This window comes from Photobacterium jeanii (assembly GCF_001650345.1).
GTDB classification, from domain to species: Bacteria; Pseudomonadota; Gammaproteobacteria; order Enterobacterales; family Vibrionaceae; genus Photobacterium; species Photobacterium jeanii.
Genome location: NZ_LVHF01000033.1, coordinates 602000 through 627106, shown reverse-complemented (window position 1 = coordinate 627106; position 25107 = coordinate 602000). Strand labels below are relative to the sequence as shown.

At 42.8% G+C, this 25107-nt stretch carries 25 protein-coding genes; 12 read left to right on the top strand and 13 right to left on the bottom strand.

From position 1 onward, the window contains the following. Positions 1-49: 49 nt before the first annotated feature. Together A3K86_RS20230 and A3K86_RS20225 are read right to left on the bottom strand one after the other, a co-directional pair. Positions 50-832, bottom strand: a complete 783-nt coding sequence (locus tag A3K86_RS20230) for an AraC family transcriptional regulator (RefSeq protein WP_068335779.1) — start codon at positions 830-832, stop codon at positions 50-52. 66 nt (positions 833-898) lie between these two features. Then, entirely contained in the window at positions 899-1354 is a 456-nt protein-coding gene (locus A3K86_RS20225) for a hotdog fold domain-containing protein (RefSeq protein WP_068335776.1), read from the bottom strand. A 333-nt stretch (positions 1355-1687) separates the two neighbouring features. Here A3K86_RS20225 and A3K86_RS20220 point away from each other — a divergent pair, with 333 nt between their 5' ends. Then, positions 1688-2578 (top strand): DMT family transporter, encoded by an 891-nt coding sequence (locus A3K86_RS20220; RefSeq protein WP_068335773.1) that lies wholly within the window; start codon positions 1688-1690, stop codon positions 2576-2578. A gap of 77 nt (positions 2579-2655) precedes the next feature. Here A3K86_RS20220 and A3K86_RS20215 read toward each other — a convergent pair whose 3' ends face one another. After that, positions 2656-3405, bottom strand: a complete 750-nt coding sequence (locus A3K86_RS20215) for a hypothetical protein (RefSeq protein WP_068335770.1) — start codon at positions 3403-3405, stop codon at positions 2656-2658. Between the two features lie 172 nt (positions 3406-3577). On the opposite strand from A3K86_RS20215, the gene yghU reads away from it, so the two are divergent. Next, positions 3578-4444 carry a glutathione-dependent disulfide-bond oxidoreductase gene (yghU, locus tag A3K86_RS20210; protein ID WP_068335767.1) on the top strand — a complete coding sequence of 289 codons (867 nt, stop codon included), beginning with the start codon at positions 3578-3580 and terminating at the stop codon, positions 4442-4444. A gap of 195 nt (positions 4445-4639) precedes the next feature. Beyond that, positions 4640-5545 (top strand): N-acetylmuramic acid 6-phosphate etherase, encoded by a 906-nt coding sequence (murQ, locus tag A3K86_RS20205; protein WP_198160458.1) that lies wholly within the window; start codon positions 4640-4642, stop codon positions 5543-5545. Positions 5546-5625: 80 nt separating this feature from the next. Here murQ and A3K86_RS20200 read toward each other — a convergent pair whose 3' ends face one another. The 3 genes from A3K86_RS20200 to A3K86_RS20190 form a co-directional block, all read right to left on the bottom strand. Next, positions 5626-7215, bottom strand: a complete 1590-nt coding sequence (locus A3K86_RS20200) for a GTPase family protein (protein WP_068335762.1) — start codon at positions 7213-7215, stop codon at positions 5626-5628. Continuing rightward, positions 7196-8308 (bottom strand): YcjF family protein, encoded by a 1113-nt coding sequence (locus A3K86_RS20195; protein ID WP_068335759.1) that lies wholly within the window; start codon positions 8306-8308, stop codon positions 7196-7198. The genes A3K86_RS20200 and A3K86_RS20195 overlap by 20 nt, the downstream gene beginning before the upstream one ends. Before the next feature lie 315 nt (positions 8309-8623). Beyond that, entirely contained in the window at positions 8624-9127 is a 504-nt protein-coding gene (locus A3K86_RS20190) for a lactoylglutathione lyase family protein (protein ID WP_068335756.1), read from the bottom strand. 129 nt (positions 9128-9256) lie between these two features. On the opposite strand from A3K86_RS20190, the gene A3K86_RS20185 reads away from it, so the two are divergent. Further along, on the top strand, positions 9257-10222 hold the full coding sequence (locus A3K86_RS20185) for a LysR family transcriptional regulator (RefSeq protein ID WP_068335753.1): 966 nt from the start codon (positions 9257-9259) through the stop codon (positions 10220-10222). 44 nt (positions 10223-10266) lie between these two features. Here A3K86_RS20185 and A3K86_RS20180 read toward each other — a convergent pair whose 3' ends face one another. Next, positions 10267-11241: a GGDEF domain-containing protein gene (locus A3K86_RS20180; protein ID WP_068335750.1), complete on the bottom strand. Its 975-nt coding sequence runs from the start codon at positions 11239-11241 to the stop codon at positions 10267-10269. 203 nt (positions 11242-11444) lie between these two features. Continuing rightward, positions 11445-13088 (bottom strand): methyl-accepting chemotaxis protein, encoded by a 1644-nt coding sequence (locus tag A3K86_RS20175; RefSeq protein WP_068335746.1) that lies wholly within the window; start codon positions 13086-13088, stop codon positions 11445-11447. 357 nt (positions 13089-13445) lie between these two features. Between A3K86_RS20175 and A3K86_RS20170 the strand changes: the two genes are divergently transcribed. The 4 genes from A3K86_RS20170 to A3K86_RS22875 all read left to right on the top strand — a co-directional run bounded on the left by A3K86_RS20170 (position 13446) and on the right by A3K86_RS22875 (position 16901). Continuing rightward, positions 13446-15371 carry a RecQ family ATP-dependent DNA helicase gene (locus A3K86_RS20170; protein ID WP_068335739.1) on the top strand — a complete coding sequence of 642 codons (1926 nt, stop codon included), beginning with the start codon at positions 13446-13448 and terminating at the stop codon, positions 15369-15371. Between the two features lie 267 nt (positions 15372-15638). Then, complete coding sequence (locus A3K86_RS20165; RefSeq protein WP_068335737.1) at positions 15639-15983, top strand: DUF3316 domain-containing protein; 345 nt, start codon at positions 15639-15641, stop codon at positions 15981-15983. A gap of 172 nt (positions 15984-16155) precedes the next feature. Further along, positions 16156-16461 (top strand): DUF406 family protein, encoded by a 306-nt coding sequence (locus A3K86_RS20160; RefSeq protein WP_068335733.1) that lies wholly within the window; start codon positions 16156-16158, stop codon positions 16459-16461. Positions 16462-16736: 275 nt separating this feature from the next. Then, positions 16737-16901, top strand: a complete 165-nt coding sequence (locus A3K86_RS22875; protein WP_162844307.1) for a hypothetical protein — start codon at positions 16737-16739, stop codon at positions 16899-16901. 75 nt (positions 16902-16976) lie between these two features. On the opposite strand, the gene A3K86_RS20155 is transcribed toward A3K86_RS22875, so the two are convergent. Both A3K86_RS20155 and A3K86_RS20150 read right to left on the bottom strand, forming a co-directional pair. Next, on the bottom strand, positions 16977-17243 hold the full coding sequence (locus tag A3K86_RS20155) for a DUF1496 domain-containing protein (RefSeq protein ID WP_068335729.1): 267 nt from the start codon (positions 17241-17243) through the stop codon (positions 16977-16979). A 1-nt stretch (position 17244) separates the two neighbouring features. After that, on the bottom strand, positions 17245-17712 hold the full coding sequence (locus A3K86_RS20150; protein ID WP_068335726.1) for an NUDIX domain-containing protein: 468 nt from the start codon (positions 17710-17712) through the stop codon (positions 17245-17247). A gap of 702 nt (positions 17713-18414) precedes the next feature. Between A3K86_RS20150 and A3K86_RS20145 the strand changes: the two genes are divergently transcribed. The 3 genes from A3K86_RS20145 to A3K86_RS20135 all read left to right on the top strand — a co-directional run bounded on the left by A3K86_RS20145 (position 18415) and on the right by A3K86_RS20135 (position 21465). Next, the gene (locus tag A3K86_RS20145; RefSeq protein ID WP_068335723.1) at positions 18415-19287 is read left to right on the top strand and encodes a hypothetical protein; all 873 of its coding nucleotides are present in this window, start codon (positions 18415-18417) and stop codon (positions 19285-19287) included. A 296-nt stretch (positions 19288-19583) separates the two neighbouring features. Then, on the top strand, positions 19584-20420 hold the full coding sequence (locus A3K86_RS20140) for a hypothetical protein (protein WP_068335720.1): 837 nt from the start codon (positions 19584-19586) through the stop codon (positions 20418-20420). A 187-nt stretch (positions 20421-20607) separates the two neighbouring features. Continuing rightward, positions 20608-21465, top strand: a complete 858-nt coding sequence (locus A3K86_RS20135; protein ID WP_068335717.1) for an alpha/beta hydrolase — start codon at positions 20608-20610, stop codon at positions 21463-21465. Positions 21466-21610: 145 nt separating this feature from the next. Here A3K86_RS20135 and A3K86_RS20130 read toward each other — a convergent pair whose 3' ends face one another. Genes A3K86_RS20130 through A3K86_RS20120 form a run of 3 tightly spaced genes read right to left on the bottom strand, consistent with a single transcriptional unit; the run spans position 21611 to position 24559 of the window. Continuing rightward, positions 21611-21814 (bottom strand): FeoB-associated Cys-rich membrane protein, encoded by a 204-nt coding sequence (locus A3K86_RS20130; protein WP_068335714.1) that lies wholly within the window; start codon positions 21812-21814, stop codon positions 21611-21613. Continuing rightward, positions 21807-24308 (bottom strand): ferrous iron transport protein B, encoded by a 2502-nt coding sequence (feoB, locus tag A3K86_RS20125; protein WP_068335711.1) that lies wholly within the window; start codon positions 24306-24308, stop codon positions 21807-21809. The genes A3K86_RS20130 and feoB overlap by 8 nt, the downstream gene beginning before the upstream one ends. After that, positions 24305-24559 (bottom strand): FeoA family protein, encoded by a 255-nt coding sequence (locus tag A3K86_RS20120; RefSeq protein WP_068335708.1) that lies wholly within the window; start codon positions 24557-24559, stop codon positions 24305-24307. Before A3K86_RS20120 ends, feoB begins: the two co-directional genes overlap by 4 nt. Positions 24560-24759: 200 nt before the next feature. Between A3K86_RS20120 and A3K86_RS20115 the strand changes: the two genes are divergently transcribed. Next, positions 24760-25071, top strand: coding sequence for a hypothetical protein (locus tag A3K86_RS20115; RefSeq protein WP_068335705.1), 312 nt, complete (start codon positions 24760-24762; stop codon positions 25069-25071). The last annotated feature ends 36 nt before the right edge of the window (positions 25072-25107 follow it).

Sequence of the window (25107 nt, the reverse complement as noted above, 5' to 3'; positions counted from 1 at the left end):
GTTAGCCATACTCGAAATGACCGAAATAACCCAAGCTAAGTTACCTACTCTACAACCCTAGACGTTGCCTATACTGCTCTGGAGTACAATTCGCATGTTTCTTAAACAAGGTGATAAATGGTGATGCCTGGTGATAACCGAGCGTTAACGCTGCTTCTTTCACTGACATCCCTTTACGCAGCAAATGGAGCGAATACACGAATTTACGTCGCTGACGCCACTCGGTAAAACTCATTCCCAGTTTATCTTGGCAATGGCGCGCTAAGGTGCGTTCTGTGGTATGACATTTTTGCGCCCATTCAGCCAAAGTCGTGGTGCATGTTGGATTACGCTCTAACTCATTCAATATGGGTTTCAGCAGCTTGTCTTTGGTCATGGGTAGAAACTGATCATGTTCTTTAGCGGCACGTACTTGGTCAAACAATACATTGACCAACCGCTTGTCTTGCTCCGTCTTCGCAACCGTTACTCGACGTTCTCGTAAATCAGCCACTATGGCTTCCATAATTGGGTTCACTTCCAGCAAACAAGCAAATGTAGGTAAAACGTTGGCGAGCTCAGGAACAATATTCATTGAGCAATAATTCATACTGCGGCGCATGTAGCTGTCATGTTCTATTCCAGCAGGCACCCAAACCGCGTATTGCGATGGCGAAAGAAAGCGCTTTCCTTCAGCATTCAGTTCGAGAATACCACCGCTGATCAGCTGAAGTTGTCCCCAAGAGTGGCTATGAGTAGAGGTTGAGGTGTTGGGTAAAAACACCTCATGACCAAAGAAGATATCGCCGGGCGGGTTATCGTCGTCAAATAACGGCTGGTAAATCGTACTCATACACCTATCAGAACCACCAATGAAAGCATGGCGCTACGTTATATCGAATAGCTAGTTAGGTGCAAGCTAAGCTGTACGCACATTCATGGTAATTTCAGCAGTGAAAACCAGATTACCTTCGGTATCGGTAACTTCGACAGGTACTAGTTTGTCGCCCTCGGTTTGCCAATCTATATTTTCACCATTCGCAACAGCAGTTAAATTCGTTTTGGCTTTTTTGACATACTTCACTGTCATCCCTGTTGGAATCCAACGGCTGTCTTTGGCGATTGAAACATCCGTCATCAAACCTCCGGCCAGCTCTGCCATGTTACACATCGCAATCGCGTGCACGGTATTAATATGATTAGTGACTCGGCGACGCTTACTAATTTCAACTTTGGCATAACCCGGTTTAAGTTCCGTAACCTTAGGGCTAATAGAGCCAAAGTACGGCGCTATGCGACAAACAACCCAAGAAAAGAGTTGTCGACCGAAAGGAAAGCGAGATAGACGCTGATAGATCTTTAAGTTCTTACGCATTGAAATTCCTTTTTCAATATCCTGGTCTGACCACATTATAGACCAAAATTAGCTCATGCAAGTGCATAGGGATCACAGCCTAAAAGCACATACAGCCTTTCCATACTGGAAAGAATATTCACTCATTTATCAATGACAAAATAACTTGTTTATATTCAGAAAGATAACAAAAATATCACAGCATTGATTTGCTGCCCAACTGTTTAAAAATTACCACGTTATTTAAAATGTCTGACTATGCCCCTAGTATGTCCGATTAGAGATATGTGTATCAAAGGTGACGTGACACAATAGTTCAGTTACTTACTATTACGAACCACAACAAGGCAAACAATGCTCTACTTATTCCCTTTATTAACAGTTTCAATTTGGGCAGGGAATGCCATTGTAAATAAGATGGCGTTTAGCGTTATCGACCCCGGCGCAATTTCATTTTATCGCTGGTTTTTCGCCATGCTAGTCCTTACCCCATTTATGGCAAAATCTGTTTGGAGAGCGCGCCAAACCATTAAACCATATTTACCTAAATTAGCCTTCCTAGCATCACTTGGTATGGTATTGAACCAATCTTTAGGCTACTTTGCGGCAGAAACAACAACAGCTACCAATATGGCGTTGATCGTTTCATTAGTACCTTTGATCAGTATGTTCATTAGTGTGCCATTACTCAGCCAGCGCTTAACCCCGTTAGCGATTGTTGGCGCAGTGCTATCACTAGCAGGCTTAGTATTAATGCTAAGCCACGGCAACATTAGCAATTTACTGGCGCAAGGGATCACCAAAGGTGATGGCATGATATTGCTCGCTGCCTTTGTTTACGCGCTCTACTGTGTGTTGCTTAAACGCTGGGAAATGCCGCTAACTAACTGGCAATCTGTATATTCACAAGGGATTTTAGCCGTCATCATGCTAACGCCAATGCTACTAATGAGTGAGCGTGTAGCTATCAGCAACGAAGCATGGCCGCTAATTATTTATGCTGCAGTGCCTGCCTCTGTTATTGCTCCGTGGTGTTGGCTGAAAGGTATTCAGCTTCTGGGCGCCGATCGCACCGCGATGTTCATGAACTTGATGCCAGTTATGACGGCTGTCATTGCCAGCTTCATGCTTGGCGAACAATTAGCAAGCTATCACTACATCGGTGGTTTAATGGTACTAAGTGGTGTCGCTATGGCTCAGCGCAAACCAAAAGCGGCAAAACCAACAGAGTTGGCAACAGCTTAATCCCCACAGCGAACTCATATCATTAAGCCCAGCGTTACACGTAAGCATATAACGTTGGGCTTTTTCTTTAGTACACACTAATTTGATGGCAAATACGGATAACCAAGTACCTCAAGCTGTTCAGGTAAGCCATTAGGATGCAGATATAGCTGATCAATCGTTGCCATCTTGCCTGTTAGCATCAACTTCAATATCAAGTGAACCGCATTCGGGTCACTAACTCGTACGCGAACTAAGCTAGGCTCTCCGTGAAGATACACACAGTACTTTTCTGCCGGCAGTTTATGTTGCTCATGAGTATATAAGCCTCCCACATGCACCGTACTACTAGGATCTGCTTTCAAAGCCTCGCATTTGCTAGGCCGATCAACCGCATGGTGAACCTGTTGTTCAAACTCCAGAAATACATCATCTTCAGAGCGGTAAAATAACGAGTAACTCGACTCCCCTTCCGACGGCACGAAACCTTGCCCTATCAATCGATGATAATTATCAACCTTTCCTTCATGACGCCACGAATGTGACAACCATGCTTGGACTTCTGGATGCGACTCAAATTTACTTTTTCCATTAATAAAAGCGCACTGGGTCAGCGAAAAAGAAAATATAGCGATAAACCACAGCGCTTTGCTTATTCCTAGTTTTGACTCGGGCACTTTTAAATGAAGAGCGACGTGCGCCACTACATAAACAAACGCCACAATAGCGTTTGCGATGAGAGCAATGAGCAAAAAGGAAGCAATAAGCCAACCACTGTTTAGCTCGCGGATATTGGCTGTAACTACCTTACGATTTTCATTATTTTCTGCTGCTTTTAGCTCATCCACTCTACAGGTCTCCATCCGTTTCAACAGCACGCTAAGTTTGCGCACAAAGTTTCCGCCGCCAATGGTAACCAAGTCAGATTTGTTAACCAATGCAGTGAAAGATATGAAAGCGCACTAAGCTATAAGTCAAACCAAGTGGCTTTGATAAAAGGACAATAACGAGGATACCGCCATGACAAACAACTATACCCCACCGCGTGTATGGAAAATGGATGATGAAAACGGTGGTGAATGGGCAAGTATCAATCGCCCTGATGCAGGGGCAAGGTTTGAACAAGATTTACCTCTTGGTCAGCACCCTTTTCAGCTCTATTCAATGGGGACACCAAATGGTCAGAAAGTCACCATTATGTTCGAGGAGTTATTGGCGCAGGGGGTTAAAGAAGCCGAATATGACGCTCACCTGATCCGAATAGGCGAAGGAGATCAATTCTCGTCAGGGTTTGTCGCGGTTAACCCTAACTCAAAAATACCCGCGCTAATTGATCGTTCCGATAGCAAAAATGGCTCAGAGCACCATATTTTCGAATCAGGCAACATCTTGCTTTATCTCGCTGAAAAGTTTGGTCACTTCCTTCCGCAATCACCAGCCAAACGAGTCGAAACGCTTAACTGGTTATTCTGGCTACAAGGCTCTGCCCCCTACTTAGGTGGCGGTTTCGGACACTTCTACGCGTACGCGCCTGAAAAATTTGAATACCCAATCAACCGCTTCTCAATGGAGGCTAAGCGTCAACTCGACTTATTAAACAAACAACTCGCCCAGCATAACTTCATTGCTGGGGATAAATATACCATTGCTGATATCGCAATCTGGCCTTGGTACGGCAACCTAGTGCTCGGTAACATTTACGATGCTGCCGAATTTTTAGATGTCAGTAGCTACACCCACTTGGTTCGTTGGGCGCAAACTGTCGCAGAGAGAGAAGCTGTAAAAAGAGGGAAATTAGTTAACCGCACTTGGGGCGAAGAATGGGAGCAAGTTCCAGAGCGTCATAGCGCTGAAGATATCAATAAAATTCTTCAGCTACGTCCATAACTAGGAAAACCATTAAACGCACCCAAGGGTGCGTTTATGGTTAACCCAAGCTATGTTGTCAGCACACTTCAAATCTTCACTAAGCTTATATTTTGATAACTTTTCACTATTCATTTCTGTGACTTAAGATTTTCTACGCAACAAGGTAGCTTCCTGCTAGGATCTGACCATTGCTTTCAAATGAGAACTGCGACAGTGAAAATTGACTTAACCCAAATGGTAACGGAAAGCCGTAACCCTGCTAGCCAAGACATTGATACCCTATCAACGCTCGATATGCTGAAAGTCATCAATGATGAAGACAAGAAAGTTGCGCTTGCGGTTGAGCAAACTCTACCCACAATAGCTAAAGCAGTTGATGCCATTGCCGCAGCCTTTCAACAAGGCGGACGCCTTATTTATGTCGGTGCTGGCACTTCAGGCCGTTTAGGCATTTTAGATGCCAGTGAATGCCCACCAACATTTGGCTCTGCGCCTGAGCAAGTTGTTGGTTTAATCGCGGGTGGACATACCGCCATTCTACGCGCGGTAGAAAATGCAGAAGATAACGAAACGCTCGGTGAGCAAGATCTGCGTGACATTAATTTTACGGCGAAAGATGTGCTGGTCGGTATCGCAGCCAGCGGCCGCACTCCTTATGTACTTGCTGCCATGCATTACGCCAAGCAACAGGGCGCAACCGTTGCTTGTATCAGCTGTAACCCACAAAGTGCGATGGTAGAAGCGGCAGATATCAGTATGACACCTATCGTGGGTGCTGAAGTGGTAACAGGCTCATCGCGGATGAAAGCAGGTACTGCGCAAAAACTTATTCTGAATATGCTGACAACTGGGGCGATGATCCGTACTGGAAAAGTGTACGGCAACTTGATGGTAGATGTTGAAGCGACCAACGCCAAACTGGTTGAGCGCCAAAAACGCATTGTAATGGAAGCGGCAGGTTGTGACCGCAACAGTGCAGAACATGCGCTTAATGCCTGCAATGGGCACTGTAAAACAGCGATCGTCATGCTGTTAACTAACAGTGATGCTGAGCAAGCCAAAGGGCTATTAACCCAACATCATGGTTTTACTCGCGCCGCCATTGATAGCAATCATTAAATAGCCAAGCAGCTTAACTTCCCCCAAACAAAAGGCGCTGACATTACATCAGCGCCTTTAACTTTAACCCTTAGAACTACCTATTTTGTGATGATCTTAAACAGTGATTTCCCCGACTGGTAAACCCGCTTAAATTGCTCTGATAACGCAACATCTTTACCCGCCTCAAAACGACGACGATTAAGCTGTGCTTGTGCCCCTTGAGCGAAATGCAGATCCAATAATTGTGCTAACGCTGCCACATTAAAGTTGGCTTTATTTTCACTGACACTCAATGGCAATACTTGGTCAAACCCTAGTAAATTCTGATTAAAGTTCATTGCCGCCTGAATGGTTTTGCCTTTGCGAGATTGTGGCATTTCAAGATCGTAAGGTGGCGCCCACTCTGAAACCGGCGAGAGTTTATCTACCTGATTTAGTACCCCAATAATTGGCGCACGTTTACGGCTTTGATGTTCTGCTTGTTGATAATAGGCGTCCAGCTTAGCCTTAAAGGCCGTATCTAGCTCACGTGCCGATTGGTTTGCTTTGAGCACCCACAATACCAAATCAGCATTCGCAACATGCTCTAGCAACAGCTGCTCAGTTAGAGGGTTACCATCCAAACCTGGTAAATCAATCAAATGTAGCGTGTCTAAACCTTCGATTTGGCATTGATGAACAGTCACTTTATCTGTTGATGGCAATGCATTCACCTCTGCCACCAGCTCTCCCGTCAGATGATTCACTAACGAAGACTTACCAGCACTCACCTGCCCAACCAAACACACACGCAATGGCTCAAGAGGCGCAGCCATGGTTTGCTGATCAGCGTCATGAGCGTGGCTTTGCCCGAGTTCATCATCATCGACTTTAAAGCGGCCGCTGTATAAATTGATGGCTACAGAAACCACTTCTTGGAGCAAGGCTTGTTTAAGCTTAAATTGCAGTTCGTTACTAACACGATCAAACACTTCGCCGAGCACTTTACTGCGTACTTCTGATATCAAAGCCGTGTAAGGATTTGCCATGCGCGCAACACGATAGGCATTCCAAACCCAATTCGCAGACTCGAGTCCAGCTTGCATTTTTTCTTTGTTATCAAAGCCTTTTTTAAGCAACGATACACTGATATTTTCAACGTAAGGCACATGCTTTTTCAGCAAGACACGATAACGACGGCTCACCTCTTCCGTCATTTTCAACAATTCAGGAACTGAAAATGCAAGCTCTTTCTGATCTTTTCCACGGTAAGCGAAAGCAGTTTGCGTCACCAATGTAAGCGCATGCTCACGTAATGAGCCCCATTCATTATCTATCGCAAGTTGCTCTGCAATAGTGTTATTCATGGCTAACCAAACTTGGTGATCTTTTTCACCCCAGTCTTGCTCTGGCTCTACTAAGCCTTCAGTCACTGATGCTGTTGGCTGAGCATCCCCATCCGAGCTATTTAAGGATATATCATCACTCAAACCATGCTGACGTTTCAGCCACAAAATTGGCAAGGTAACCAATAAAGCACTAACCGTTAGAACAACTAAGAATGGCAGTAAATATCCCAAATCAACAATGGCGTACAGCCCAAAACCACCAAGGGTTACAATGGGTAATACAACGCCAGCTAACAGCAAAGGGATAACCCCTCGTGATAACTGAGAAGCCGCTTTCACACTATTGGCTGTTCGTTTCACTTTTTGCCACCTCTTTAATGCTTTCGAATGCCGCTTTATACATCGCATTTAAATCTTGTTCGGACACCGACTCGCCCTTGCTCTCATGATACAAGTAGTAGCAAGCCACTCGCCCAAGGGCGAAAGTCGTACAGAAACTCACAACAGCCGCCGTCGCGCTACCCACTGTTTGCCCATAAACAGGTACCAGTTTCACTAACTGACGAATACCTAATTTGGCCGCATATTGCACCCCAAAACTGGTGCCAAGTGTTGCCATGAACTCGCCCATGGCTTGCTTATCCCATTCCACGCCATAGCGGTTGGCAAGGCTATGGATCATTTTGGCTTGAATTGCAGGTACAGAAACTAATCCCACCGCAGGCACCGCGTCACTACCACCCGCAGCACCGGCATACCATAAAATTTCAGTTCGGAGCTTGGCAAAGTTACGCTCTTCTTGGCTTTCATGCTCAGCATCCAGATTAAACTGCGTAATAATTGGCAACAGCTTAGCAAGCTCTGCTTGTAAAACATCCACGCCGTACTGGCTACCGTCGGCGCATTCAAAATCAACGTCAACAGAAGTTACGGCCTCTCCCCAAGCCGTTTCTACTTGCTGTTGATTATGCGCGATACACTGCTGACGCACTTCGCGACTTTCGCATAGCATTACACCTGTATGTACCACTAATATTTGCGAAATCGCTTTCGATTTTTTAATTTGGCGAATAGCCGCAAGCACTTGGCTTTGTTCAGGTTCTTCTGCCTTCATCACCACAATGAGAGCGTTAGCGCAGTCCTGACACGCGGCAATATCTTCACTGGCATCGTAATTAGCTTCAGCTAACCCACGCGTATCTAAAAAACGCAGTAATGGCATGGATTGTGGAAAATCATAGTGATGCGATGTTTGCGTACAGGGCTGGAAACCATCACCAATCTCAACATCACTTTGTTGAGTAATGCTATGCACCAAAGAAGACTTACCCGCCCCTGTTTTGCCTAATAGCCACAAGGTTGGCAAATGGGAGGCTTGGTGGTCAAAAGCTGGCGTTAAGTCAGGGTCTTGCGAAGGATTTAGCCAAGACTTTACCTTCTCAAAAAATTCCATATCAATACTTTCTCTGGCTGTGTTTTATTCACTGTACTTCATTTCAACAAATAGCAGCTGAAGATAAAGACGAAAACGGTTTGCATTAAAATTAACAGAATAACATACCAAATAAAAGCTAACGGATAGGTTTAACAAGGAATCAAATTTAAGAAGGAATGCAAAGGTTGAATTTTACGAGGTAAGAGAAGTAAGGAGTATTAATTGCCCTGTGAAGGCGTTCCATAAGAGCAAATAAAAAAATCCCACCTTGGCCGAGAGATGTTAGTTGCTGCCAAGGCGGGAGAAATAACGCGATGTAAATTCGCTTAAGAATTAGTTGTAAGCACCGCTTGAGTAATGCAACTCATAGCTATGAGAGTAGATTTCCAAGATGTTACCGAATGGGTCTTCCATGTAGATCATGCGATAAGGTTTTTCACCTGGGTAGTAGTAACGTGGTGCCTTCATGCGTTTCTTACCACCAGCAGCAACAATCTTCTCTGCTAAACCTTCAACATCTGGGTCCTGAACACAGAAGTGGAACACGCCCGTCTTCCAGTACTCAAAATTGTCTTCAGGGTTTTCTTGATTCTTAAACTGAAAGAGCTCTACGCCAATACGATCGCCGGTTGAAAGGTGAGCAATGCGGAAAGATTCCCAGCCTTTACCAAATACATCGGTACACATTTCACCAATAGCTGAATCGTCTTCCACAATTTCGGTCGGTTCCATAATCAAATACCAACCTAATACCTCGGTGTAGAACTTCACTGCCGCTTCAAGGTCTGGCACTGAAATACCGATATGAGAAAAAGTGCGTGGATATGGTTGAGTCATAATGTCCTCGATTTAATGTCTGTTTCAGCAACGAGGAAAAGTTTACGAACTTCGCTTGAAAATGAAAAATTATCAAATATTCTTAAAATAATAATTTTTTGTTATCAATCGTATTGTTTGCGTTCGCTTATGATTAACCCTATTTGGCTCAATACCTTCATAACCTTGGTGGAAACAGGTCACTTCACTCAAACCGCCAACAAATTGTTCATGACTCAACCCGGGGTCAGCCAACACATCAAAAAGCTTGAGGAACAAACCCAAGTTCAGCTGCTGTACCGTTTTGGAAAACAATTTGAACTGACGATTGCGGGTGAAAAGTTGTATCACTACGGTGTAAAGCTCAAACAAGAAGAGAGCCTGCTATTAGATAGCTTGGCAGAAGACGATGCTTTCAGTGGTGCGTTTCACATTGGCTGCTCGGGGTCACTTGCAATGTTGCTCTACCCACAACTACTAGAGCGTCAAAGTGAGCACCCTAAGCTTTCTACTCATCTTGAAGCCGCGCCTAACAAGAACATCATTCAAGACGTGTTATCAAGCAAATTGGATCTCGGTTTAGTTACCCAGCAAGATGAGAACGACTTGTTAAGTTATACCCACTTAGGGCAATCATCGCTGTGTTTGGTATTACCGGTAAGTTATTGCCAACAGTTAAGCCAACAACAACCTCTGCAAGCATTGCAACAGCAAGATGGAACAAACGGATGGAGTGAAAAATGCGATTTCGACTTGAATTTTCAATCCCTTAATCAACTCGGTTTTATTAATCACCCTGATGGTGAACATTACGTTTCTCAAGTATTACAAGCGAACTACCAACACGATTACAAAGGCTTCAAGCAACTCAATATACGTAGCTACATCAACCAAATTAGTCAGATACTCTTGCCTGTTAGCCAAGGGCTGGGGTTCACAGTATTACCGCAAGCCGCAGTAAATAGTTTTGCTCACGCAGAAAAGCTCTATCGCTATCCGCTACCAATCCAAGTCACCGAGCAACTCTATCTGGTACAAAAGCGCTTTCGTCCTCTGCCTCAACGCTATCAGTGGTTTACTAAGCTAATAAAAAAGCAGCTCCCAGAGCTGCTTTGATGTTTTCGATCAGTGATTGAGTGAACTCAACAGTACACTTTTTCCTAAGTGGTGGAACAAGGGCACACACCAGTTAGCTTGAGCTTATGATCATGTTTCACCCGATACATAGCACTATCCGCTTTCGCTAGTAATTCATCAAATATCTGCGCTGCGGATTTGCCTTTCATTTGAGCCGATGACATACAAGCAACACCTAAGCTTGCACCGACTTTAGACGGGAATGCAGAGAAGCAATTCTGCGCTAATTGGAAGTGAAGCTCGTCAGCATATTCCTGCGCTGCCTGTTGTTCAGTGTGCGGCAATACGATAATAAACTCATCGCCACCAAAACGCCCCACGAAGTCAGTCAGTCGACGCTGATTCATTAACTCACTCGCTACACATTGCAGCAACTTATCCCCAACTTGATGTCCATGGCTGTCATTAAGCTGCTTAAAGCCATCCAGGTCTAACATAATCATCGACATCGTACGATGATATTTCAAAGACAGCTGGATTTCTTCCTCGAGGATATTTTCAATCGCTCGACGATTATAAATTTGTGTGAGGTGATCGCGCGTCGCCAGACGATGAAGTTCTTTCTCCATCTTCTTTTGCTCGGTCAGATTTTCAAACATACCGAGAAAACCCGCAATATTGCCAGTCTGATCGTTGAAAGTAACCTTGTGAAAGCGAACAAAGTACTTTCGCTTATCTATGGTTTCCATTTCGCTTTCATACACACTACGACCTGGAGAGGCTAATAATTGCGCATCATGCTCTAGATAAGCTTTGGCTTGTTCTTCAGGAAAAATATGGAAGAGGTCTTGCCCTATGATTTGGTCTTTTTCCATACCAATCACAGTACAAAATGCCTGATTACAACCTAAATAAATACCGTTTATGCAACGATAGAAAACAGGCATAGGAATACAATCCAAGATCGCTTGAATAAAGCCACCTGAATCATTGGTCAGTAGCGCATAAATATCATCGTGATTATGCGGGATCCCTTTGAGTAACTTTGACGTTAACACTCTATGATTTGCCTTTTCTATCAGATAGGTATAAAAACTTTTTCTAAAGAAAAAGCATCATAACATTGCCCCTATGATGATATAAAAAACATTTACACACAGATTCACAAAAACTCTGTGTTACATCATAAAAAATGTGATTAATCCAAGCTTTATTTTTATGGCTGGTGCATTTAAGCAACAACACCAGCCATAATGACCGATCAGACTTTAAACTGACGGATCAAGCGATCCAATTGGTCACACTCATTTGTCAAATTATCGAAAGCATGTTCGGTCGTTTGTACCTTATCGACCATCGCTTGACTCTTATCGGCAATAGTTTGGATGTTTTGGTTCACATCCTCACTCACTTGGCTTTGCTGAGTTGCAGCCGTCGCTATTTGCAGATTCATTTCAGCAATGACTTCAATAGAGCGACTAATCGCATCTAAGGACTCATTGGCACTGTTCGCCTTCTCAACGGTTTGGGTACCACACTCTCGGCTATGCATCATCGCCGTCACCGCCTCTTGCGCCCCGTGCTGTAAGCGCTCAATCATCACCTGAATTTCACCAGTGCTATCTTGAGTTTTACTAGCCAGTGAGCGAACTTCATCTGCTACAACAGCAAAACCACGGCCTTGCTCACCCGCTCGCGCCGCTTCAATTGCCGCATTCAATGCCAGCAAATTCGTTTGGTCAGCAATACCACGGATCACATCAAGAATAGAGGCAATATTGCCTACATCACGTTCGAGATTGCTCACTACTTCGCTCGAAGACTCAATCTCTTCAGCTAATTGATGAATAGACGCTACGGTTTGACCAAGGGTTTGTTTGGCAGAATTCGATTCACTATTCGCTTCTTGGGTTGCATGTGCCGCTTCGTTAGCATGAGAGCTCACACTATCGCTGGTCGCACTCATCTCATGAACAGCTGTTGCTACCTGAGCACTTTCGTTTTGCTGCTCTGATGCCGCAGTTAATATCGCTGCACTTTCATGGTGAATTTTATGACTTTCTGATTTCACCGTTTCAACCATCTCGGTTACGTCACGAATGGTCGACTGCACTTTCGAAGCAAACAGGTTAAATGCAGAGGCTAACTCACCAATTTCATCTTTAGTTTCAACCGCAACACGTTGCGTTAAGTCACCTTGCCCTGAGGCGATATCTTGCATGGTATCTGTCATACGGCGAAGCGGTGCCAGAACGAGGTTGGTAACCAACCAAGTAATGAAAATGGAAAGTACGATAGCAACAACAACAGCAACTTCGAGTATGGTCGTCGCCAGTGCCACTTCCTCATTAATCTCTTGTTTTAGCCCAGCTTGGATCGCTTCAATCGCTTCGTAAATTACTTTGAATTCACTGCGCCATTTATCGAATGAAGCAGTAATTTGGTCTTGATTATCAATAAAATAGCCATAAGCCAAAGTAGGGTTATCGACCATATAGCGATAATGTTGATTAAAACTCGCATAGCTAGCTTTCATTTGTTCTAGCTTGCCTTGGTAGGATACCTCAAGCACATTTAAATCAATCAAACGCTGAGCTGAGCTTACTCTTCTAAGCGCTTTTTTCGCGTTATCGTAATATTCTTCTTGATGGTATTTTAGAAGTTCAGGGTCATCACTTGATAGCAATACCCCCTGTCCTGCAGCGATGATTTGATACATATCTCGGTATCCTTCATCCATGTCTAAAAGCACAGGTTGAACTTCGTTATCGGTTAAATTGTCAATACGTTGTTGGTCGGAGAAAACCGCTAAAATCATTGCCAAGATGGCAACAAAGATCAGCATCACAAGCGTTGTCGGTGCAGCACATTTCCAACGGAAAGACAGGTTATTAAACCATTGCATATCGTTACCTTCTTTTGTAGTTATTTGGGCGCAATATACTCAGTTACGAAGCCTGTCGTAATTATGAAATAGCTCACTTATTGATTAATCGAGTCACTTATCCTTTTTAATATAAAATAACGTTCGATTGAGCCGATATCGACTCAATTCCAGTTACTACCAATACACTCAATGATTCCAGCAAATCCTTCTATTTCATTGAGTTATATTTTATAAATATATGTTAAACTTATAAATACCAAGTTTAATGATAAGTTACATAAAACAAGAGATGCTGGACAAAAATCGAAGATATAAGCCAATTGGTATATGATACGGACGTTTAATCATTGCGTGTAAATCACCTAGGCGGAACCTATGTATCAACAAACCCTTCAGCAAGTATTTGGCTTTAATCAACTTCGAGGTGGTCAAGAAAATGTGATCACCCGAGTGCTTGAAGGGCAATCTGCAGCCGCCATTTTCCCTACAGGCTCAGGTAAATCTTTGTGTTATCAGCTACCGGCTTTACACCTACCTAACCTGACGTTGGTCATTTCTCCCTTGCTTGCGCTAATGCACGATCAATTAGACTTTTTACAACAAAAAGGAATTGCAGCCGCTTCTATTGATTCGAGCCAAACCTGGGAACAAAGCCAACAAGTAATGCAAGATGTACGTGCAGGCAAAACCAAGATTTTGATGATCTCGGTAGAGCGTTTGAAGAATGAACGCTTCCGCCACTTCATCCAGCAAGTACCTATCTCATTATTAGTGGTTGATGAAGCGCACTGTATTTCAGAATGGGGCCATAACTTCCGCCCTGATTACTTAAAATTGCCAGACTACCGTCAGCAACTTAACATTCCGCAAGTACTACTGCTGACAGCAACCGCTACACCTGCGGTAATCAAAGATATGCAGGCTAAGTTTGCGATTGATGAAGCTAACACTGTGGTGACTGGTTTTTATCGCCACAACCTTGATCTCGCGGTAAAAGCTGTCACTGAAGAAGAAAAACGAGACGTCTTACAAAGCATGCTTAGCCAGGCGAAATCCGAGCCAAGCATTGTGTATGTCACCCTTCAACATACCGCTGAAGATACTGCCGCATATTTAAATCAACAGGGAATACGTGCAACAGCCTATCACGCAGGACTAAACAGTGAAGTGCGTGAAAACATCCAACAACAATTCATGAACGGTACTATCCACTGTATTGTTGCAACAATTGCATTTGGTATGGGGATTGATAAGGCCGATATTCGCCACATTATTCACTACGACTTGCCTAAATCAATTGAAAACTACAGCCAAGAAATTGGTCGTGCCGGGCGTGACAATCAAAGCTCACACTGCACCGTGCTCGCTAACCGAAATGGTGTAAATGTATTAGAGAACTTCGTGTACGGCGATACACCCGACCGCGATGCTATCTACGCAGTGCTAAAAGATATTAAGCAGCAACAAGGTCAATGGGATGTGATGTTGCATCAACTGTCGCGTGAGAGCAATATCCGCGCCTTACCATTAAAGACCTTACTGGTATACCTAGAGATCGAAGGTGTGATCGAGGCGCAATACAGCTACTTCGCGGACTATCGCTTCAAGCCAATACAAACACCAGAATGGATCATCAGCCAGTTTCAAGGGGAGCGCCAACACTTTGTCAAAGCTATCTTTGATTGCTCACCCAAAGCACGAACTTGGCATAGCATCGACTTTGAGACCCTATGGCAAGGCTTCCAAGCTGATCGCAAACGTGTTGTTGCCGCCATCGACTACTTTAATGAAAAAGGTTGGCTCACATTAGAAAGCAAGCAAATGACTGAAGTATTTAAGATTGTCGAACCCAACTTCAATATCGACAGCTTAGCAGATTCACTGCATGCCACCTTCTCGCAAAAAGAGAACACAGAGATCGAGCGTCTTCATACTATGCTCAATTTCTTTGAATCAAACGAGTGCCTTAGCCACCGCTTGGCTCGCTATTTTGCTGACGAGAATGCACCGCAAGAATGTGGGCATTGTTCGGTGTGTCGCAATCAACCAGCAACCTTGCCATCGAATTCGGAACAGCTAACAGAACCATCAGCAAACACATTAAAAGCATGGTGTGACCCATTTATTGAGGCTGTACAAACTCAAACTCAAGCAGCACCGACCAAACAAGCCATCACTCGCTTTTTAGTCGGCATGACGACACCACTCAATACTAAAGTGAAAGCACGCCAAATGAGCGGCTTTGCGAAATTAGAGCAATACCCTTTCCAACAAGTGCTCAATAGCCTCAATTTTTTATAACACTGAGTATCAAGTCTGGCTTTTAACAACAGGGCATTTAGTAACTAACAGTTAAAGCGGGCATTCCAACTAAAGCCATTAATATCAAATGGCTTTAGTAACCTAGCTTCATCAGCCCTCATGCTAATTCTCTCGCAATGAAATAAAGCTGAAATTTCCCCTCAGCAGTCAGGTCTTATAACTTAAGAGCTAGCTCCTCACACATTATTCATCGAACTGAATAACAACATATTCAGAACAATTTGTTATTGCCGTGAGAGGACGATTATGAACAAGTCACTGATTATACTACCGTTACTATTAGTAAGTGGTGCCAGCTTTGCTTTTTCATGGGACTCAAAGCAAGAGAATATCAATTTAACCGCCGGCGTAAGTGATTCAAGAGAAGGCGCATATCAACTAGGACGAGACTTTGCGAGTAACATTCAGCAGTCTTCACCTAAAAAGCTAAAACGCACTTTAGGGATTTATGAGTACGGCTTAAAAACCAATTCAATTCAGATTGATAACTCACACATTGAAGTGGATGAGTTTGCCACTGCACAAGGTAATGTAAAATATCGTGCAATTGTAAATCTCGGGTATAGCTACGATATTCGTGAGTCTAATTAATCGCAATCAGCTTAAGTATTTACCTCATCAACCAATGGAGCACCTCGGTTGATGAGGATTTAATCAACTCAAACGACTACAAGTTTTACAAACAAATTTTTCATCATTCAGCCGTAGCACTTCCCTAATCAAGCGATTACACTATGCCCATATAACAAATGGGGATAAAGTCATGTCTAACCAAGACCTAGATCTAGAATACCAAGCGTGTGAAGCTTGTGGTGTATCAGCTGAAATGGGCTTCGTGATCAAAGAAAATGATGACGTTGCAGAAGTAAAAGTTTTTGCCAACGGTAAAACTGCACTTGAAGCAGAGCTAAACAACTACCTTGCGCTAGCAAAAGAAGTAAACGACAGCTTTAAGTACGAAACAACCGAACTTAAAGATGACAGCCAAGAGCTGACAGCACGTATTCAATTTGAATGTAGTGCTGAAAAATTGATTTTTGAACTTCGCAGCCGCTCAATTGTTAAGTAAGCTGTAAATTCAAAGTCATACGATTTTTAATTTCCTATAGAAACGTGCGCTCCTAAAGTGCACGTTTTTTTATTTCACCGCCAAAAACAAACACTTCATCAACCAAGCCATAACCACCCATTCACAATGCTAAATACTTGCTGAAGCCTTGCTGTAGCACTAATTCGCTTAGCGAATTAAATATTGGAAAATGTCTTAAAGTCGTATAAACTTTAACCCAGACTATGCGTTTAGATGCATTATTTTGGACGTTTTATAAGAAAAGGACGACTTGTATGAAAGCGAACAAAGCAAAGGTAATTGCCAGCTGGAAACCAACAAATGAACGTGAAGCAGCTGCAATGAAAGAGCTACTAATGAACGAAATGGGCGTTGTCACGCCGCATCACCAAGGTGGTACAGGCAAACTGGCTCCAAACTCAGGTCGTGTTATCCGCTAAATGTTAGCGAACAATATCAGCACTGTAGCGTGCGCCTAAAAATAAGACCATTTAATAAAGCAGCAATGAGCTGCTTTATTTGTATGTGACCTTGTTCCAACGAAGCGCGCCGTTTTGCTCAAATTCTTTCTCTGGTACACATTCCAATAGGACGCTCTCAACCTTAATGACAGAGCCTAATGAATACGCCTTATCATCATAAAAGCACACTCGTTTTCCAATGCCCTGCACATCAAGATGCACTTTTGCCTTTGAGCCCGTCGAAATAGTTTTAGTTTCGATAGCAGATGCAGACATTGAAGCTAGTCCTACTGCTGTTAACAAAACCCACTTCTTCATCATATTAATTTCCTTTTACTAAGTCTGATCCCCAAAAAGCGACCAATTCTGTATTTTCTAAATTTATCTTTTGACCAGCCAAAGAGACTAACCATGTTCTAAGTGATGGTGGATACAAGCTTGCAAGGCCTTGTTCTGTCAATGGCAGCCACAGAAACTCAAGATGAGGCTCCTTTGAAATAACAAGCTCTGATGCCACAAGATTCGGTGACGATGCTGTAAACAATAAATTCACTTCGCATTGTCGCTCACTTTTTTCCATCCACTCGTTTTCAACGGCCCCCAGAAAAGCACCAACATCAGCAGTTATTCCTAGCTCTTCTTGAAATTCACGGCGGAGCGCATGCTTTGCAGGCTCACCAAATTCAATATGTCCACCAGGAAGGAAAAACTTATCATCACCGACAACTCGAACAGCTAATAACTGATTTTCAGATAATACGACACTTCTCACGACATAATGGAATGACATTAACTGCTTTACCCTATTACAAAAATACGATGCAATTTAAGCAGATATAAAAAAACCTGCCAATGGCAGGTTCAAAAATTCTTCATGCATGGATAGATTGTTAAGTTCGCTTCTGCGTCAAACAACCTGATTCAGAGCTTAAGTCAATCAATACCATCATAGCGACAATGATAAAAAACAGGCCGTAACCTAGCCAAAACCAAGTACTCACTTTGAACACCACTACTTACTTTAACCTTACATATCCTTCCCAAAGTCTGGTCGCTAACATCAACAGTACATTTAACGTACAGTCACATTTTAGCTACCTCGCATGGTTCCTTTGCGTAACGGATTATAGATTCAACAACAAATCAAATCAATAACTACAAAGCCATTTTTAATATTTATGAGATTTGCTTTCCTTTTGACCAAATTAAGCAGCAAACGGTAAAAAACACACCACACTCCTTTGCAGCAAGCATTCCTGATATGAATACATATTAATAAAACAACATGCAATAACAAGCAAAATTTAACTCCCAGATCATTCCAAAAAATGATCATCAAATTAAGCCATTGATTTACATACAGTTAATAACACCACTCATCCCTGAAAAGCATAAAATATCAAAAATTTATGATTTTTTATTGTACAGTGGTTTTTATAGGTTTATAGTTCAACCAAATCAAGTTCAACGTAATACTTAATGGGGATATAAAATGAAAAAGTTACTTTCTCTTGCTGTAGCTATTGCAGTGTCAGCACCAGCAATGGCTGACATCTACACTGATGTAAACTACAAGCACAGCAAACATGACGTACGCGAAGCAGCAGCGAAAGTTGGCTACGTAATGGACAACGGTCTAAGCTTCGATCTTGAGAATGTTTACGATTTCAAAAACAAGAAAAACAAAGAAGTAACTCTTGGTACTGCATGGAAGTTCGATGTTGTAGAAAACGGCTACATCCAACCTCTTGCTGAAGTAACTTTTGCGACTAATAACTCAAGCCATAAATTTGATGAAGCAAGCAAATTTTTTGGTGACGCATTAGACGATAAAACTTTCTCTATTACAGAGAAAAATAAAAACGGTAATACCTACAAAATTGGCCTTAAAGGTGGTTACGAGTTTGATAACGGTATTTACACTTCACTTCGTTACCGTTACGAAATGAACGATAGTAGCTGGAAACTAGATGCAAACGGTACTTACGATAAGAAACCAGTAGGCGCAACACTTCTAAGCAAAGAAGATGCTAGTCGTCTTCACCGTACAGACCTAACTGTTGGCTATGTAATTGAAGATATGGCTGACCTATCTGTAAACTGGATCTACAAAACTGGTTCTACAAAAATTAAAGGTGAGCTACTAGATTTAGGTAAAGCTGATATCACTAAACTACGTGCATCTTCTTCTGATATCGAATTCAAAGCTGCAGCTAACGGCCTAGGTGACTTTGTTCCTTACGTTCAATACACCATCAAAACTAGCGAAAAAGTGAAAGGTTTTGACGTACACGGTCTTGAAGGCGAAGCTTTCAAAAACAAGCGTGAAAACGAAATCAAAGTTGGCCTAGTTTACAACTTCTAATTTCAAGGTATCGAATTTTAAGCCTCCCTCTCGGGAGGCTTTTTTCGTTGTACGTCGCCAAACTATAAAATAATTCAGTACCCCCCTTCAGTCACCATTCGTTTTTCTAACAACTGCCATCACATAAAAGCACGAAATAACTTCGTTTTGTTTTTTTTTTATTAATTTAAATCAGCTTGTTATCTTTCATTGACGTGAAAATTACATTCAACACCAAACATTTTTATTGCACACCGATTTTTATAGAGGTATAGTTACGCCAACAATTAGTTAAACATTAAACCAATGAGGTAAAAATGAAAAAGTTACTTTCTCTAGCTATTGCTATCGCAGTTTCAGCTCCAGCTATGGCCGATGTATACACAGACGTAAACTACAAGCACAGCAAGGATGTACGTGAAGCCGCAGCTAAAGTTGGCTACGAGATGGACAATGGCTTAAGTTTCGACCTTGAAAATGTGTACGATGTTAAAAATAAAGAAAATAAAGAAGTAACTCTTGGCACTGCTTGGAAGTTTGAAGTTGCTGAAGGCGCTTATGTTCAACCATTGGCTGAAGTTACTTTTTCCACATATAAAACAGCAACAGCGAACGACACCACTGGTGATTACCGTCCATCAATTACCGAGCACTCTGCAAAGTACGATATTGGTAACACTTACAAAATGGGTATCAAAGGTGGCTACAAACACGAAAGCGGCCTATATGTAGATGCTCGTTACCGCTACGAAACACGTAAAGATAAAGCTGAATACCTTGCAAAGAAAAATTCTGGAATTCCCGCGGTTGAGTACGAATTTTACAAAGCTGATTTTAAAGACAGTGTTCACCGTACAGACCTAACACTAGGCTATGACATTCAAGATGTTGCTAACCTTTCTGTTAATTGGGTTCGTAAAGCACACACCATTAAAATTGATGGTACTGAACAAATTAACGGTAGCTTCCCGAAAGCAGTTGATGGCGGTAAAGGTAACTTCACTTCTAACGATTATGAGTTCCGTGCAGATGTAACAGCGTTAGGTGATTTCGTTCCTTACGCGCAATACACCATTAAATCAGACATTAAGAAAGACGGTCACAAACTAAAACGTGAAAACGAAATCAAAGTTGGTCTTGTTTACAACTTCTAATTTCTTTTAAACACGAACTTCAAAGCCTTCCTTAGCGAAGGCTTTTCTTTTTTAGCCTCTATTGCAACTCTACCAACACCGCCTCACTTCAATTGAACAATGCTTTGTTGAACATTTTTAGTTAGTTATACTGGTCATACCAATGCAATGTAGTCGCACTACACCTATTCAAGGCAGCAATAACGTTATGACTCATCAAGAAAGTTCATTTACCAACCCAAACGGTAAACACATATTTACTCAATCTTGGTTACCCGATGCTCAAATCAAAGCCGTTGTTGTTATTGTTCACGGACTTGGAGAACATTCCAGTCGTTATCAGGCATTGGTAGAACAGCTTATTTCGATTGATAGTGCAGTTTATAGCCTTGATCACCCTGGGCATGGCCGTTCTGAAGGAAAGCGAGTGTATATTGAAGATTTTAATGAGTTTATTGACACTCTCGATTTACTAATTGATCAAATCAAAGCTCAACATCCTCAGCTACCTCTGTATCTGATTGGCCATAGTATGGGTGGGTTAATTAGCGCAAGCTATCTTCTTAAACATCAGGACAAATTGGCAGGGGCAATACTGTCGGCTCCTGCAATTCAACCACCAGCAAACCTTTCTCCACTGTTGATCAAATTAGGTAAATATATTGCAGCCCTCGCACCTAAATTACCTGCTGTCGCCCTTGATATACAAGGGGTAAGTCGTGATCCTCAAGTCGTTGCTCAATACCAAGCTGATCCGCTCAATCATACAGGACTAATAACCGCTGGCTTAAGTCGCCAAATTCAAGTCGCAATGGAAATACTGGCTCAACAAGCTCATACCATCATCATTCCCTTACTGATACTACAAGGTACAGCCGATAGATTAGTTAACCCTGAAGGTGCCCACTTCTTCAAACAGCATATTGCTAGCCAAGATAAAGAGTTAAAGATCTATGACGGTCTCTATCACGAACTATTTAACGAACCAGAAAAAGACCAAATTTTTGCTGATGCCATTGGCTGGCTTTCATCTCAACTTATAAAACATGAAAGTGCACAAATCTAAAGATACTTACGCAATGAGTAACGTTCTGAACCGATTAACGAACCAAAGCTAGGTTCTAGTAAGCACCGAGCGACCTAACATAAAAACGGCGCCATTAGTTTAAATAATGGCGCCGTTTCTTTATGTATCTGATCAAAAATAGCGATTAATGCTTGTTGCGTTTTTTCACCGAAGGCGAGCTAGAAGGGCAACCACTAGGACAACTATCACAGCTACCACACTGCCCTTTCTTCTTCCACAACTTACGGTATAGATAAGCCAACGCAATAGCAATCACCACACCAACTGCGGCGAAGTCTTGCCATGATGTTGCCGCTTTAACCGCAACTAAAGCACTAGAATCAGCCATTTTCACTCCTTAGTTCATTCGGTTGTGAAGGTAGAAACTTCGCTTTAATCTTATCGCCGACAGCCACAAGTAATAGCGTTGCCAGACTAATACCGTATACCCACGACATCATCACAATGCCCGGTAACGCTAGAGCAGTACCAATTGAGTAAGTAGCCGAAGCGACAAGGAAGCCCAGCCCAGTAGGTAGGAAGATCGCTAATAGCATCCAACGGTATTGACCCGTTTGCACTCGGATCATGATCATGGTTGCCAAGCATGGCGGATACAACGCAAAGAACAAAATCACAGCAACAGCGGATAAATCATTACCACCACGTTCTTTAGTCTCCGATCCCATACGAGACTCAAGTGATGCATTACTGTCATCGTCTTGTTGGAATAACACCCCAAGGGTCGCCACACTACTTTCACGAGCTGCAAATGATGACAACAGAGCTACATTGATTTTCCAATCAAAACCTGCGTATTGGGTTACTGGCTCCATTGCACGACCAAGTTGACCGAGCAATGATGTTTCTAAACGCACTTCTTTCATCTGACGACGAATTTTCTTACGTGCCGATGCCAATTTACGTAGTTCACGACTCACCTTCTTCGCAGCTTTGTCGCCTTTTGGTGGCACGACCATTGGGTAAAACTGAGCGTTTCGTTCTTCAAATGCCGCATTCACTGCTTTTGACTTACTTGCGCTAGTTGCATTTAACTTAGCGCGTTTGTAATCACTATAGTAATTCACTAATGACGGCAACTGCTCTGCTGGTACATCCGCTACATATGGATTATTGCCTAGCTTTTTATAGAACTTATCGATTGATTGTGTCGCACGCTGCTCAAAAACTTGTTGTTGATCTTCAGGTACACCCGGGAATTGCAGCAAACAGAAAATCACGACAGACACCGCAATCACAATGGTGCCGACCTTCTTGATGTAGATCCAAGTACGTTCAAACGAACGCATTAGCACGCTGCGTAGCGTTGGCATATGGTAACGAGGTAACTCCATCACAAATGGCGCTGTTTCGGTGCCACGTAATACAGTTTTAGTCAGCAGTTTCGCCACTAAAAGAGCGGCAATAATGGTAATGGTCGCAATGTAGAACATCATTAACGCTTTGTGCTCTACAAAGAATATCCCCAAAAGAAGTGTGTAAAGCGGCACTTTTGCCAGACAGTTCATGAACGGCACGGTAAGAATGGTCGCTAAACGTGCGCGGTGATCTGGGATCCCTTTAGTTGCCATAACACCCGGCACTGCACAACCACCAGCAAATACCCCACTTAAAATAAGCGGTAATGTACTTTGTCCATGAAGACCAAAGCGATGCAGGATCTTATCAACGATAAACGCGATACGCGCCATATAGCCAGAATCTTCCAGCGCGGCAATCAAGCCAAACAAAATCACAAAGATAGGCACATAGTTCAACAAGGTATTCGCCGAATCTACAATCCATAACCCCATTGCACGCAAATAAGGGTCATGAAGAAAACCGGCTTCAGGTAATAAACCCGCGATAAACTCACGCGCTGCGGCCAAATAAGGCCAAGTGTAGTTAGTCAGCTCATAACCATAGACAATCGAAAGTTGGTAAATAAGAAAAACCGTTGCCAACAATACACAAGGGGCCAAATAACGATTAAGCACCCAACGGTCGATCTTTTCCGTGCGCGTTTCCGGTGCCGCTTGGCTCTCATCAACCACGTCTTCGATAAGAGACTGTATGAAGCGATTACGACAAGTCACTACGTAATCACTCACTGACATAGTAAGACGAACAGCAAGCCCTGATTGTTGTGCCTTTAAGGTTTTCTCGAACTCAAACCACGTCGCCTCTGGCAAAGTTTGCTTAAGCTGATCGACAACAACACTATCATTCTCAAGCAATTTTACAGCAACCCAGTCTAACGATTGGTTAAAACAAGATTCATAAGGCAATAGTTGCTCAACAATAGCATCGCGATCTTGATCGAGTTCCGCTAAAGAGTATGGAAGTGGTGCTTTGGTTGCGCTAGGAAGAGAATCGGTAATGGCAGTCTTACCTTGAACTCGCTTACCAATCGTTTCAACTACGGGTAAACCAAGACGCTGAGATAACAACTCAGAGTTAATTCTGATCCCTTCCGATTGGGCGATATCCATCATGTTCAAAACTAAAACCATAGGCAGTTCTTGCTCAATCAACTGCATAGTTAAGTTTAAGCCACGGGACAAATTTGCTGCGTCTAAAACGTTAAGAACCACATCCGCATCAAGCTCATTCAGCGCCTGACGAGTGACCCTTTCTTCTAATGAAAAACTAGAAAGACTATAGGTACCAGGAAGGTCCACCACCTTGTAGGTTTCACTATTAACCTTAAACCAACCCGACTTCTTATCAACGGTAACACCAGGGTAATTTGCGACATGTTGCCGCGCACCTGTGAGCATATTAAATAGGGTCGATTTACCCGCATTTTGCTGGCCTGCTAATAGAATCGTACTCGCACTCATTGTCTGGTTTCCTTACCACTATCAATTAACTCAACCCAAACGGTTTCCGCTTCTGCTCGGCGTAAACTCACATTTGCACGACCAACCTTTACTTGGATCGGGTCTCCAAGCGGCGCATAACGAACTAATTTAATTGAAGTTTGAGGAAGAAGACCAAGATCCATCAGCCTTTGTCGGATTGCACCCTCTGCGTGGTGTTGGATGATCACAGCTTGCTCATCCACAGCAAGCTGGTTGAGTTTTTTTTTCATGAGAGTATTGAATTTCAGACACAATGGACGAAATTTACATTCCTTTACACAGGAGCTCAACCGCTAATAACAATAGTTATCATTAAGATGATCATGATCAATTTTATGTCAAATGAAGCTGATAATTACTATCATTTCATTTAGAGTTTCGGCATTCGTTCAGTATTGATTGATATAAAAATTACTTAAAGGAATACCTTATGCGTTTTCAACAATTAGCGCTTATCGCCGCACTTTGTGCTCCTGCATCTGTTCTTGCTCATACCCCACTTTGTTCTTGCTACGACTCAGGCGATGGCACTGTACTTTGTGAGGGTGGTTTCTCTGACGGTTCTTCAGCAACAGGTGTTGAAGTTAACGTTGTGAACGATAAAGGCGAGCTGTTGGTAAAAGGTAAAATGAACGAAGACAGCGAGTTTGAATTCAACAAACCGCAAGGTGGTTATCAAGTGGAATTTAACGCTGGCCCAGGTCACTTAATCACTATCGATAGCGACAATATCGTCGAATAATTCTGGACTTAACGATTCAATAAACAAGGAACAATA

Bases quoted from the DNA above. Each gene is read 5' to 3' on its own strand.
- A3K86_RS20230 (WP_068335779.1), bottom strand. From the start codon at position 832: ATGAGTACGATTTACCAGCCGTTATTTGACGACGATAACCCGCCCGGC.
- A3K86_RS20225 (WP_068335776.1), bottom strand. From the start codon at position 1,354: ATGCGTAAGAACTTAAAGATCTATCAGCGTCTATCTCGCTTTCCTTTC.
- A3K86_RS20220 (WP_068335773.1), top strand. From the start codon at position 1,688: ATGCTCTACTTATTCCCTTTATTAACAGTTTCAATTTGGGCAGGGAAT.
- yghU (WP_068335767.1), top strand. From the start codon at position 3,578: ATGACAAACAACTATACCCCACCGCGTGTATGGAAAATGGATGATGAA.
- A3K86_RS20195 (WP_068335759.1), bottom strand. From the start codon at position 8,308: ATGGAATTTTTTGAGAAGGTAAAGTCTTGGCTAAATCCTTCGCAAGAC.
- A3K86_RS20190 (WP_068335756.1), bottom strand. From the start codon at position 9,127: ATGACTCAACCATATCCACGCACTTTTTCTCATATCGGTATTTCAGTG.
- A3K86_RS20185 (WP_068335753.1), top strand. From the start codon at position 9,257: ATGATTAACCCTATTTGGCTCAATACCTTCATAACCTTGGTGGAAACA.
- A3K86_RS20175 (WP_068335746.1), bottom strand. From the start codon at position 13,088: ATGCAATGGTTTAATAACCTGTCTTTCCGTTGGAAATGTGCTGCACCG.
- A3K86_RS20170 (WP_068335739.1), top strand. From the start codon at position 13,446: ATGTATCAACAAACCCTTCAGCAAGTATTTGGCTTTAATCAACTTCGA.
- A3K86_RS20165 (WP_068335737.1), top strand. From the start codon at position 15,639: ATGAACAAGTCACTGATTATACTACCGTTACTATTAGTAAGTGGTGCC.
- A3K86_RS20160 (WP_068335733.1), top strand. From the start codon at position 16,156: ATGTCTAACCAAGACCTAGATCTAGAATACCAAGCGTGTGAAGCTTGT.
- A3K86_RS22875 (WP_162844307.1), top strand. From the start codon at position 16,737: ATGAAAGCGAACAAAGCAAAGGTAATTGCCAGCTGGAAACCAACAAAT.
- A3K86_RS20155 (WP_068335729.1), bottom strand. From the start codon at position 17,243: ATGATGAAGAAGTGGGTTTTGTTAACAGCAGTAGGACTAGCTTCAATG.
- A3K86_RS20150 (WP_068335726.1), bottom strand. From the start codon at position 17,712: ATGTCATTCCATTATGTCGTGAGAAGTGTCGTATTATCTGAAAATCAG.
- A3K86_RS20145 (WP_068335723.1), top strand. From the start codon at position 18,415: ATGAAAAAGTTACTTTCTCTTGCTGTAGCTATTGCAGTGTCAGCACCA.
- A3K86_RS20140 (WP_068335720.1), top strand. From the start codon at position 19,584: ATGAAAAAGTTACTTTCTCTAGCTATTGCTATCGCAGTTTCAGCTCCA.
- A3K86_RS20135 (WP_068335717.1), top strand. From the start codon at position 20,608: ATGACTCATCAAGAAAGTTCATTTACCAACCCAAACGGTAAACACATA.
- A3K86_RS20130 (WP_068335714.1), bottom strand. From the start codon at position 21,814: ATGGCTGATTCTAGTGCTTTAGTTGCGGTTAAAGCGGCAACATCATGG.
- feoB (WP_068335711.1), bottom strand. From the start codon at position 24,308: ATGAGTGCGAGTACGATTCTATTAGCAGGCCAGCAAAATGCGGGTAAA.
- A3K86_RS20120 (WP_068335708.1), bottom strand. From the start codon at position 24,559: ATGAAAAAAAAACTCAACCAGCTTGCTGTGGATGAGCAAGCTGTGATC.
- A3K86_RS20115 (WP_068335705.1), top strand. From the start codon at position 24,760: ATGCGTTTTCAACAATTAGCGCTTATCGCCGCACTTTGTGCTCCTGCA.